The following is an 11,612-nucleotide window of genomic DNA, read 5'->3' as shown; positions in this document are numbered from 1 at the left end:
GGTCTCGCCCCACTTGTCGTGCGGCGCCGCCACCACCGCCACGGCCGCCACCGCGGGATGGCGGTAGATCACGCCCTCGACCTCGATGGAGGAGATGTTCTCGCCGCCGGAGATGATGATGTCCTTGGAGCGGTCCTTCAGCTCGATGTAGCCGTCGGGGTGCCAGACCGCCAGATCGCCGCTATGGAACCAGCCGCCGGCGAAGGCCTTGTCGGTGGCATCGCCGTTCTTCAGATAGCCCTTCATGACGATGTTGCCGCGCATGAAGACCTCGCCCAGGGTCTCGCCGTCGCGGGGCACCGGCGCCAGGGTCTCCGCATCGGCCACCATGAGCCCCTCGAGCACCGGATAGTTCACGCCCTGGCGCGCCTTGATCGCCGCCTGCTGTTCGATGTCGAGGGCGTCCCACTCGCGGTGCCAGGCGCAGACCACGGCGGGGCCGTAGACCTCCGTCAGGCCGTAGACATGGGTGACCTCGATGCCCTTGTCGGCCATGGCCGCCAGCACCGCGGCGGGCGGCGGCGAGGCGGCGGTCATGAACTTCACCGGCTGGTCGAAAGCCCGCCGCTCGGCCTCGGTGGCGTTCAGCATCAACTGCATGACGATGGGTGCGCCGCAGAGGTGGGTGACGCCGTGCTCGGCAATGGCCTGGTAGGTGGCATCGGCGCGCACCTGGCGCAGGCAGACGTGGGTGCCGCCCAGGGCGGTGATCGTCCAGGGAAAGCACCAGCCGTTGCAGTGGAACATCGGCAGGGTCCAGAGATAGACGGGATGCGGCCCCATCTCCCAGACCTGGATGTTGCCGATGGCGTTCAGATAGGCGCCGCGGTGGTGATAGACCACGCCCTTGGGGTTGCCGGTGGTGCCGGAGGTGTAGAGCAGGGAGAGGGACTCCCACTCGTCCGCCGGCAGGCGCCAGGGAAAGTCCGGGTCGCCGGAGGCGAGGAAGCTCTCGTAGTCGGTCTCCCCCAGCAGTTCGCCGCCCTCGCCGAGCGGATCGTCGATGTCGATCACCAGGATGTCGCGCGCCACCTCGGCCAGGGCGGCCTCGATGGTGGCGGAGAACGCGCGGTCGGTGATCAGCACTTTCGCCTCGCCGTGGTTGAGGATGAAGGCGATGGTCGCCGCATCGAGGCGCACGTTGAGGGCGTTGAGGACGGCCCCGGCCGCCGGCACGCCGAAGTGCGCTTCCAGCAGGGGCGGGGTGTTGGGTGCCATCACCGCCACGCAGTCGCCCTGGCCGATGCCGCGCTTGGCCAGCGCCGAGGCGAGGCGGCGGCAGCGTTCGTAGACCTCCGCCCAGGTGAACCGCTGCTCGCCGTGGATCACGCCGACACGCTGCGGATAGACGGCGGCGGCGCGCGACAGAAAGCTCAGCGGCGACAGCGCCTCGTAGTTCGGCGGCCCCTTGGCCAGGCCTTCCTCGAAGGGATTGTTCTCGCTCGAGATGGTGCGGCTGTTCATGTCTCGGAACCCGTCCCCCAGGGCGCCGCGTTCGCCGCGGCCTTTCCTTGATCTTGGCAAGAAGAGGTAGCTCTTCGCCGGAAGCCGCGCAACGTTCTTGACCTCGCCGCGACGACGGCTTGCCGGATCGGTCTTTTTCGGTCCTCAACCGCCGGTTTCGGTTGATTTCGGAATCGGTTCCGGCCTATACCCCCGTCCCGGTCGCAATGGCGCGGCCGGTCAACGCGCAAGAGAGACCCCGATGACATTACGGGACTGTCGCATAAGCCCCATCGAAAGGGGCACCACAACCGGGGCCTAGGCCCGCGTGACTTGCGCGCGTCCTCTCCCCGGCCAACGAGCAAGAAGGGGAACAGGACAATGATGAAACAATCCAAGACATAGCAACGACACGGCATCCCTCGCGAGGGATCGGCATCCTATTCGTTTGGTACTTTGGCAATCGCTCTATGGCCCGGGTTCCGTAGACCCGGCCGGCGCGCCCGGCGCCCGTAATGCGCCCCGCGTGTGTCGAGCAACCACGCCCCCCTGTTGGGATGGCGGTACCTTAGCTGCCGATTTAGCTCAGAGGCCAGAGCGCCGGGCCATTTCGCCCGGAGGCCGCGGGTTCGAATCCCGCATTCGGAGCCGGATGTAGCTCAGGGGTTAGAGCACTAGATTCAGATTCTAGCTGTCGTGGGTTCGATTCCCACCATCACTCAGCCTTGTAAGCTGATCTCGAAACGAAGGGTGCCGGAAGAGGGCCAGGCCAAGCCGGGCCGGTAACCGAGGGCAAGTAGCCGTCGGCGCCGGCCGGGTGCAGGCCAGGCGGAGGGCGGCTTTCGCGCCGCCGCGGTCCGCCGGTTCCCCGTCCGTCGAAAGGCTCTGCGGCACGCCGCCCGGCAGCCGCGCCCGGATCTCCACGGAGGCCCCGGCCGGCGGGGCGGACCCCTGCGAAGCCGCTCGCCGCACGGGGACCGGCGCCAAGGCGGTCCAGCGTTCGACGCCGGCGCTCTTCCGGTCATCCGACAGATATTTCTTTGGAACTTTTCCCGCCCCGAAGTGGGGCAAGACAGGTGGAACGGTTCCGGTCCCCGCGAGGACCAACAACAGTGGTTTTGAACAAGGAGCAGAACGATGGTTATCAAGACCGAGAAGATTGCGGACTACGAGCTCGGTCTCTTGTATCGGGACCGGGCCTTCATTGCGGTTCTGGCGCCGGGCGTGCACCGCTTCCTGCGGGGCAACGGCAAGATCGAGGTCGTGAAGATCGACCTGCGGCCGACGCTGGCCAAGGAGCCGGCGCTGCAGGCCCTCTACCTGACCCACCGGGCGGTGGTCGAGGAGCACTTCCTCGTCGCCGACATGGGCGACAGCGAGCTCGGCCTGGTCTACGCCGACGGCAAGCTGGCCGGCCTGGTTTCGCCGCGCAGCATCGCCTTCTACGGCAAGCGGCTGCGGTCCATCACCCTTGAGGTGATCGACGCCGCCAACGAGGTCGCCCTGCCGGAGCGGCTGGTCGCGCCCCTGGCGCGGCTGGCGGCCCAGGATCTGGTCTCCCGGAACCTGGTGGCGATTGCCGAGGTGGTCTCCGACCATGTCGGTCTGCTCTACGTCGACGGCGTGCTGCGCGAGCAGCTGCGGCCCGGCCGCTACGCCTTCGTGAAGGCGCTGCGCAAGGTCCAGGTGGCCACCTTCGACCTGCGCCTCCAGACCCTGGAGGTGACCGGTCAGGAGGTGCTGACCAAGGACCGCATCGGCCTGCGGGCGAACGTCACTGCGGTCTACCGGGTGGCCGACCCCCTGAAGGCGGTGGCCCTGACCGCGGACCTGAAGGACTTCCTCTACAAGGAGCTTCAGTTCGCCCTGCGGCAGGTGGTCGGCACGCGGACGCTGGAGGAGCTGCTCGGCGACAAGCTGGGCATCAACCAGGCGATCGCCGAGCTGATGCTGCCGCGGCTCGAGGGCGAGGGTCTCGAGGTCTCCACGGTCGGCGTGAAGGACGTGATCCTTCCCGGCGACGTGCGGGAGCTGATGAACCGGGTCATCGAGGCGGAGAAGACCGCTCAGGCCAACGTCATCAAGCGGCGCGAGGAGACCGCGGCGACGCGGTCTCTGCTCAACACGGCAAAGCTGATGGAGGACAACCCCATCCTGCTGCGCCTGAAGGAGCTCGAGGCGCTTGAGAAGGTGTCCGAGAAGGTCGGCAACGTCGTCGTCGGCAACGGCATGGACGGCGTGCTGGAGGATCTGGTGCGGATCCGGCCCCGCAAGGCTCGGGAGAGCTGAGCGGGACGGGCACCGCACCGGGTTGCCGGCGGGGCCGGGGCTGTCAAACGCCCCGGCCCCCTGCTGCTCATCTAACCCTCTCCCCACGTGGGAGAGGGCTGCCCAGCCTTAGCGAGGCAATTGCCGAGCCTAGGCGAAGCTGGGTGAGGGGGCCTTTGGTTCCCTTGCTGGATGTTTGTTATCGCGGGTTCGGCCCGCATCCGGGTTCGACGTGAAGTCGAACCCCAAGAGATAAGTTTGGAGAAGAACAATGGAGTCTTTGGGCGTCGATATCGGCGGCGTCGTGATCGCGCGGGTCGATCCGCGCAGCGACACCTCGTTTTTCGGCGACAACTACCTCGAAACCCCGGCGGTGCCGGGCGCCATCGAGGCCCTGCGCCGGCTGGCGGAGGAGCGCTTCGGCGAGAACCTCTTTCTGGTCTCGAAGTGCGGGCTCAAGACCGAGCAGCGCACCCGGGAGTGGCTGAGCCATCACCTGATCTACGCGCGCACCGGCCTGGACCCGGAGCGTTTGCACTTCTGCCGCCAGCGTCACGAAAAGGCGCCGATCTGCAAAGCGCTGGGCATCACCCACTTCGTCGACGACCGCCTCGAGGTGCTGGGCTACCTGGAAAGCGTGCCCCACCGCTACCTCTTCAATGCCGACGCGGCGGAGGTCGCCGCGAACGTCCAGCACCTGCCTGATGTCACGCCGGTGGACGGCTGGGCGGAGATTTTGCGGGAGTTGTTGGGATAGCGAAGGAAGTGTCTGCTAGAGCCAGGCGGACCGAAAGATCCCTGCCCGTGGCTACTACGATCTCAAATGGGCGGTTCACAAGTCGATCACGTCGACCCATATGCCTAGGTATCGAATGACGAGCCGCCATTATTCTAAGCATGTCGAGATGAATCATGGGAAAGAGCAAACTGGATATTGGGCTCCGGCAGGTGCGTGTGCTTTGCCAGATGCCCCAAAAAAAACGACTTGAAGTCATAGCTCAAGGGCTACCGATAATTCTCTCGAGTGCTCAGGGATTCCGGCAAGCTTCATTGGCGCTGAAGAGCAACTTGAGGGAAGCGGAGGTTTTGGCTGGCTTCGCTGAAGAGGAAGCAGCAAAGATCCTCATCCTCATCGATGCAGTGCGCTGCCCGACAAAGATCTTGCCCTCAAGAATGGGGCCGATAGTGAGTTGGTTTTATGACCACTTGGCAAGGCTCATTTATGCCGATGCGGTGACTTGGAAGCCGATGCATGTGGCGCAGCTTCGCGAGTACGTCGATATGAGCCGTAGAGCGCACTATGTTGACGGCCTCGTAGGTGAGTATATCCTGCCGAACTGGAGCATCTATGAGCGGGAGAGCCGACTATATGCAGATATCGAAGATTATGGCGACGGCAACATCAGGTGGAACTCGCCAACAAACCAAGTGCTCGATTTTTTTACGTCAAGTGATCATGCTCTTAGTGTAGCCGAGGCGATGTCTGCCCTTGGTATGTTCACGATAGAGGGATTGAAGGCAACATCAGAAGTGTGGGGGCAAGTAGCTTTCACTAGCATGGAAGGTCATTCAGATGCCGAACATCTCACGAAGGAACTGTTGCGACGCCTAGTCAGTGAGCGGTTGCTGAGTGAAGATGTGACGCAAGCAGATGTAAATGTGCTTTTCGATAGATGGCAACTGCCGATGTACGACTTTGACTTCAGCCCGATTCATGCGTCGCGAGTTGAGCTTCGGGCGGAGCAGCAAAGCATACTATGGTCGGAGATTAATGGGCTTTACTAGATGGTGTGTCGAAGTCTAATTGCCGATCAGTATTGTGGTTGCTAAGATAACTCTTCATCAGGTTCTCTGGGCAAGCGCTTCAGTTCCTCGTTGATAGCGTCAGTATCGACCTCTGGGGCAGGCTTGCCTTCCAACATCGCTTCCAGCGACTTCATCGAATGCGGCATAATTGCCGCCGCTAACGCATTCAGATCTGCACCATGCGTGATAGTGGGGATGAAACCAGTGCTCGGGTCTCTCTGACCGCCCGTATAACATTGGTGTTCCCCGCCTCCTCCTTGATTGCCATCCTTTGCTATCCGGCATGCAACGATGCAGCGAGGGCCTACTGATTCGTCACCTGCTCCCTGTGCGGCGAGATAGACTTGCTGATTGAGGTTCGCGAGATAGTTGGCGACCGCGCGGCGGGATACTTTACCGCGGTCGCTAACTTTGATGATCCTCAGCAATTCTCGGAACCAGCGCCTGTCGTGCAGCAGATATTGCGCCCCTGTTCCACCTATGCCAACTCTTGGGGCCCTAGGTTGGGAGACGGGCGAGTTTGTGTCCCTTAGTCGTCTGTACCGGAACTGGTATGTCCTGCGATCAGGTGCGAAGACTAAGTCAATCGAGTAGAAGCGAGGCTCTTTACCGACGAGAGCAGGGATAATGACGTTATGAGCGGCAACGCTGTTTTGAGGTGTCTGTACTAGATGTGCGGGGAGTCGGTCTTGTATGGCCTTCGCAAGGACACCAAGCGAGTGTTCCAGTGAGAAGTTTCGCCCGCGAAGTACTCTGGTCATCCAGTGGGCAGGTTCAGTTCCAAGTGCTGTTGCACCAAGCCCCGCGTAGCCAATCATGGCCACACCATCTTTGGCTTCGAGAATCATTATCTTTTGCCCGTCTTCTTTAGGTGGGCGTTGTGGATAGGATAGCCTTCGGTCAGCGAGCATCCAGATTGAACGCGAACCGGTGACACCAAGGATAAGCGTCAATCTAATCCTCCTACTTTTGCACCGCCAAGCGCCTTCGGCGAACACCATAGACGAGATTCTGTCTCGTGATACAGGGAACGAGACGTCCGAATGACTGCACTTGCCGGCTAGACTGGATCCCATGTTCTAGTTGATCCAACTAGGCGCTTCCCTCCAAGAAGTACTCTCTCAGCCTGGCGTATCCTCGACAGCCACCCTCTTTATGCTTGAAACAGGGATTGCGATTGCGCAGCCGAGAGACGAGCGGAGCGAATAAACAACCGGGCGAACTCCCGACAAAAAGGGAGCGGGATGCATCACTGGGCGTTTTTGCCGGGCATATGGGCCGTGCAGGCCGATGCTCATGCGCTGGACCAAGCTGCGGCACCCATAGCGGCGGATTTCTGGAGTGAACCCTAAAGATCCTTCCGGTACATCACGGAGCCAGACTTTTCCGCCACTTAGTCGTAGAGCGCCATGGCTGTCTGGTTGGCCTCATGGGTCAGCCAGTAGACGCGCAAAAGGCCGTCTGCCCTGGTTCGGGCATAGATCCCTTCGATGAGAGTGCGGCCGATACAGCGGCTGCGGGCGGCTTCGGCGGTGAAGAGATCCTGCAAAGCTGTATCACTCATTGCGGCCGCTTCGATGCACGGCTTTTGGCTCCATCCAAACGCCTCGGCTGGCGCCCAGGCATTTCTGTCAGGATACCGAGTTCGTTCTGACCACGACTCTAGAGAGGCGCCACATCGAGAATCTCGAATTCTTCCGCGTACCAATGCACCAGCCCATCTTCGTAGTCCATTGCCTGCCAGTTGATCCGTTCCCAGCCCTTGCTGCTGATGTCGATGACGTCAAAGCCATCGATCGTTGACTGGCCGCCGCCCAGTTCCTGGGTCTTGAAGCTCTTTACACCATCGAACTTGAGATCGATTGCCAAGGGCGGGTCGAAGTGGTCGGTGCACAGTTTGCAATACACCGTCGCAGAGAGCCCCTCGTGCTCCAGCACCAGGCGTCTGAGGATGCGAAACTGAGATAGAGTGAGTGATTGAGAATACTTCTTGAGCTTACCGATGCCCCGTATGTGTTCCATTGCCCGGTTCCCAACTGCCGTGGAACCGAGCCTAGGAAAGTGGGGGCACCGTCACAAGGCGATACCTCTGCCGCCCAGCCTTACGCCCGCGTCGTCCAGAAGAGGCCGGCGAAGATCAGCGGGACCAGGGCGAGGGCCGGGACGATGATCGCCGGGTAGCCGAAGAGGGCGATGGCGGCGAGCCAGACCACGGCGCAGTTGAAGGCGAAGAACAGCTTGGCGCTTTCGCGGCCCTTCACCGCGTCGGCGATCAGCCAGCCGATCACCGGTACTCTGTAGACCAGTTCCAGACTGAAAGCGGCGATGCGCTGCAGGGCGGTCCGGCCGGCGGGTGCCGAAGCCGTGGAGGCGGTTTCGGCGACCGCACGCCAGCGGCCGCCGCGCTCGGCCGCCCGCGCCTCTTCGCCGCGGCGGATGGCGAGGAAGATCACCAGGCCGCTGAGCGGGGGCAGCGCCATCAGCGCCGAAGTCTCGCCCTGGAGAACCAGGAACGGCAGGCTGAGCAGCCCGGCGGTCAGCGCCGCCCAGGGCAGCGCCGCGACGATGGCCCGCACCCAGCGGGCGCGCGGCCGGTCGAAGGCGTCGTCCCCGCCGATGCTGTTGGCGAGAAAGCCCAGGTTCGCCAGGAAGAACCAGGCGACCAGCGGCATGGAGGTGGCCAGCAAGGCCACGGCCAGAGGCACGTCGAGGCCATGGCTCGGCCCGGAAAAGAGGGTCAGCCGGAGGACAGCCCAGATCACCAGCGGCAGCAGCATGAAGCCGCCCACGACGTAGGGGAGATGGCGCACGAGTGGAGTCCTTCCTGAGTTCGGTTGCTTCGGTCGTCGCGGCAAACCTGACTTGGGGACTGGGTCTTGCCCGGTCGAGCGAAACCGGCCCGCCGGGTCCATTTGCCGCAGCCCGGCACCGGTGGCCCGAAGAGCGCCCAGCGGCTTTCGTTTCGCGCGCCGTCCGCCTATGCTTGGAGCACAACAAAAGCTGGGCACCATTACTGGCATCGGCTGTTCAGGGAGCGGAAAGCATCATGGGGCGTTTTGACGAAGTCTATCGGGCGGCACAGGCCGACCCCGAGGCCTTTTGGGCTGCGGCAGCGGAAGAGATCCACTGGGTCAGGTCCTGGGACCGGGTGCTGGACGACAGCAACCCGCCCTACTATCGCTGGTTTGCCGGCGGGCAGATGAACACCTGCTACAACGCCGTCGACCGCCACGTGGAAAACGGCCGCGGCGACCAGGCGGCGGTGATCTACGACAGCCCGGTCACCGAGACCATCCGCACCCTCACCTATGCCGAGCTGCAGGACCAGGTGGCGCGCTTCGCCGGCGCGCTGGCCACCCGCGGCGTCACCAAGGGCGACCGGGTCATCATCTACATGCCCATGATCCCCGAGGCGGCGGTGGCGATGCTGGCCTGCGCGCGGCTGGGCGCGATCCACTCGGTGGTCTTCGGCGGCTTTGCCGCCAACGAACTGGCGACGCGCATCGACGACGCCACGCCCAAGGCCATCGTCTCGGCCTCCTGCGGCATCGAGGTGAAGCGGGTCATCGCCTACAAGCCGCTGCTGGACGCCGCCATCGAGATGGCCTCCCACAAGCCGGAGATCTGCATCGTCGCCCAGCGCCCCCAGGCGGTGGCCGAGCTGACTGCCGGGCGCGACGAGTCCTGGGAGGAGGCGATGAGCGCGGCGGAGCCCCATGGCCCCGTGCCGGTGGCCGCCACCGATCCGCTCTATATCCTCTACACCTCCGGCACCACCGGCCAGCCCAAGGGCATCGTCCGCGACAACGGCGGCCACGCGGTGGCGCTGAAGTGGACCATGAAGAACATCTACAACATCGAGCCCGGAGAGCTGTTCTGGTCGGCCTCCGACGTCGGCTGGGTGGTGGGCCACTCCTACATCATCTACGCGCCGCTGCTGCACGGCGCCACCACCCTGATCTACGAGGGCAAGCCCGTGGGCACGCCGGACCCCGGCGCCTTCTGGCGGGTGATCAGCCAGCACAAGGCGGTGAGCCTCTTCACCGCGCCGACGGCCTTCCGCGCCATCCGCCAGCAGGACCCGGAGGGCGAGCACATCGGCAACTACGACCTCAGCCACTTCCGCGCGCTTTTCCTGGCGGGGGAGCGCTGCGACCCCGACACCCTCACCTGGGCGGAGGAGAAGCTGAAGGTGCCGGTGATCGATCACTGGTGGCAGACCGAAACCGGCTGGTCCATCGCCGCCAACTGCCTGGGCATCGAACAGCTTCCGGTGAAGGCGGGCTCGCCCACGCGGCCGGTCCCGGGCTGGGACCTGCAGGTGCTGGACGCCGAGGGCCACGCGGTGCCGGCGGGCACCATCGGCGCCCTGGCCGGCAAGCTGCCCCTGCCGCCCGGGACCTTCCCGACCCTGTGGAACGCGCAGGAGCGCTACTTCAATTCCTACCTCGCCAACTTCCCCGGCTACTACGAGACCGGCGATGCCGGGATCATCGACGAGGACGGCTACGTCCATGTCATGGCGCGCACCGACGACATCATCAACGTCGCCGGCCACCGGCTCTCGACCGGCGCCATGGAGGAGGTGCTGGCCGCCCACCCGGACGTCGCCGAGTGCGCCGTGATCGGCGTGACCGATACCCTGAAGGGCCAGTTGCCGGTGGGCTTCGTGGTGCTGAAGGCGGGCGCCAGCAACGCTGCGGTGACCGACGAGGTGGTGACCATGGTGCGCCAGCGCATCGGCCCGGTGGCCGCCTTCAAGACCGCCGCCGTGGTGCAGCGCCTGCCCAAGACCCGCTCCGGCAAGATCCTGCGCGCCACCATGCGCAAGATCGCCGACGGCGAGGAGTTCAAGCCGCCGGCCACCATCGACGACCCGGCCATCCTCGACGAGATCAAGGACACCCTGGCCGGCATCGGCTACCCGAAGGCGGGTTGACGGGAAGCAATGATCGGTTTGGCGCAAGACGTCATTTACCTTGCTCATCCGTCACCCTCGGGCTTGTCCCGAGGGCCCATTCCTCGGTGCGCAGGGTTCCTGCGAGCGGCCAAATGGATTGCCGGGACAAGCCCGGCAATGACAAAGGAGTGTGTGGGCGCTTCGCCCGCCGGGACCGGTTAGACGAGGACCGGGTGAGTTTTCTGAGACGGGGGATCGAAAGACCATGCGGGTGAAGGATCAGGTCGCCATCGTGACCGGTGCGGCCACGGGCATCGGCTTCGGCTGTGCCCGGCAGTTCGCCGCCGAGGGCGCCAAGGTGGTGCTGGCCGATGTCGACCGCACCAAGGGGGAGGAAGCGGCGGAGCGCCTGCAGGGCGAGGGGGCGGAGGCGGTCTTCGTGCCCTGTGACGTGGGCGACAAGGCGGCCGTCGATGCCCTGATCGAGTCGGCGCTCGCCGCCTTCGGGCGCCTCGACTGCATGGTCGCCAATGCCGGTATCGTGAAGGCGGCCGACTTCCTGGACTTCACGGAGGACGACTTCGACGCGGTGATCCGGGTGAACCTGAAGGGCGTCTTCCTCTGCGGCCAGGCCGCCGCGCGCCAGATGGTGAAACAAGGCCCGCGGCCTGACGGCACTACCGGGACCATCGTCACCATGTCCTCCATCAACGCCGTGGTGGCGATCCCCAGCATCGCCCCCTACTGCGCCGCCAAGGGCGGGGTGAACCAGCTCACCAAGGTGATGGCCCTGGCCCTGGCGGACAAGGGCATCCGGGTCAACGCCATCGGCCCCGGCTCCATCAATACCGAGATGGCGCGGGCGGTGAACGCCGATCCGGCGGCCTGGAACCGGCTGATGTCCCGCACCCCCATGGGGCGCCTCGGCGAGCCGGAAGAGATGGGCTCCATCGCCGTCTTCCTGGCCTCATCCGATTCCAGCTACATCAACGGCCAGACCCTCTACGCCGACGGCGGCCGCCTCGGTCTCAACTACACGGTGCCGGTGAAAGAGGCAGCAGCCGCAAAGGACTAGGGTGTTTCGTGTTTTTGCGGTGCCGGCCTGAGCAACCGGGAAGATAGCTTACAGTTTGGACCGGTTACATGGCTGACAGTCTTCGTGCTTTGTTCGCTTTGTGGCGCCCCGATCGGGGCG

Annotated in this window: 10 protein-coding genes and 2 tRNA genes; 7 read left to right on the top strand and 5 right to left on the bottom strand. The window is 64.2% G+C overall.

Going from position 1 to position 11,612, the window contains the following annotated elements; genetic code table 11:
* Window positions 1-1,464 (bottom strand): AMP-binding protein (locus Q0996_RS00680; RefSeq protein WP_299614952.1); only part of this gene is annotated, 1,464 nt, incomplete at its 3' end.
* Between the two features lie 554 nt (window positions 1,465-2,018).
* On the opposite strand from Q0996_RS00680, the gene Q0996_RS00675 reads away from it, so the two are divergent.
* The 5 genes from Q0996_RS00675 (at window position 2,019) to Q0996_RS00655 (ending at window position 5,496) form a co-directional block, all read left to right on the top strand.
* Window positions 2,019-2,091 (top strand) — tRNA-OTHER (locus tag Q0996_RS00675).
* A tRNA-Leu gene (locus Q0996_RS00670) sits at window positions 2,089-2,165 on the top strand. The genes Q0996_RS00675 and Q0996_RS00670 overlap by 3 nt, the downstream gene beginning before the upstream one ends.
* 415 nt (window positions 2,166-2,580) lie before the next feature.
* Complete coding sequence (locus Q0996_RS00665; protein ID WP_299614950.1) at window positions 2,581-3,732, top strand: slipin family protein; 1,152 nt, start codon at window positions 2,581-2,583, stop codon at window positions 3,730-3,732.
* A gap of 250 nt (window positions 3,733-3,982) precedes the next feature.
* Window positions 3,983-4,468, top strand: a complete 486-nt coding sequence (locus Q0996_RS00660; protein ID WP_299614949.1) for a hypothetical protein — start codon at window positions 3,983-3,985, stop codon at window positions 4,466-4,468.
* A gap of 155 nt (window positions 4,469-4,623) precedes the next feature.
* Window positions 4,624-5,496, top strand: coding sequence for a hypothetical protein (locus tag Q0996_RS00655; protein WP_299614947.1), 873 nt, complete (start codon window positions 4,624-4,626; stop codon window positions 5,494-5,496).
* A 41-nt stretch (window positions 5,497-5,537) separates the two neighbouring features.
* Here Q0996_RS00655 and Q0996_RS00650 read toward each other — a convergent pair whose 3' ends face one another.
* The 4 genes from Q0996_RS00650 to Q0996_RS00635 all read right to left on the bottom strand — a co-directional run bounded on the left by Q0996_RS00650 (window position 5,538) and on the right by Q0996_RS00635 (window position 8,327).
* Window positions 5,538-6,470, bottom strand: a complete 933-nt coding sequence (locus Q0996_RS00650) for a hypothetical protein (RefSeq protein ID WP_299614946.1) — start codon at window positions 6,468-6,470, stop codon at window positions 5,538-5,540.
* A 440-nt stretch (window positions 6,471-6,910) separates the two neighbouring features.
* On the bottom strand, window positions 6,911-7,081 hold the full coding sequence (locus Q0996_RS00645; protein ID WP_322096617.1) for a GNAT family N-acetyltransferase: 171 nt from the start codon (window positions 7,079-7,081) through the stop codon (window positions 6,911-6,913).
* Between the two features lie 98 nt (window positions 7,082-7,179).
* Entirely contained in the window at window positions 7,180-7,539 is a 360-nt protein-coding gene (locus Q0996_RS00640) for a hypothetical protein (RefSeq protein ID WP_299614944.1), read from the bottom strand.
* An 80-nt stretch (window positions 7,540-7,619) separates the two neighbouring features.
* Window positions 7,620-8,327: a hypothetical protein gene (locus tag Q0996_RS00635; protein WP_299614943.1), complete on the bottom strand. Its 708-nt coding sequence runs from the start codon at window positions 8,325-8,327 to the stop codon at window positions 7,620-7,622.
* A gap of 203 nt (window positions 8,328-8,530) precedes the next feature.
* Here Q0996_RS00635 and Q0996_RS00630 point away from each other — a divergent pair, with 203 nt between their 5' ends.
* Together Q0996_RS00630 and Q0996_RS00625 are read left to right on the top strand one after the other, a co-directional pair.
* A complete protein-coding gene (locus Q0996_RS00630) occupies window positions 8,531-10,456 on the top strand; it encodes a propionyl-CoA synthetase (protein WP_299614954.1) in 1,926 nt (641 codons plus the stop codon).
* A 226-nt stretch (window positions 10,457-10,682) separates the two neighbouring features.
* Window positions 10,683-11,492 (top strand): SDR family NAD(P)-dependent oxidoreductase, encoded by an 810-nt coding sequence (locus Q0996_RS00625; protein WP_299614942.1) that lies wholly within the window; start codon window positions 10,683-10,685, stop codon window positions 11,490-11,492.
* Window positions 11,493-11,612 lie beyond the last annotated feature (120 nt).

Source organism: Pelagibius sp., assembly GCF_028289705.1.
Classification (GTDB): Bacteria; Pseudomonadota; Alphaproteobacteria; order Kiloniellales; family Kiloniellaceae; genus Pelagibius.
Note: the sequence above shows the minus strand (reverse complement) of the source record. Positions and strands in the feature narration are given on the sequence as shown.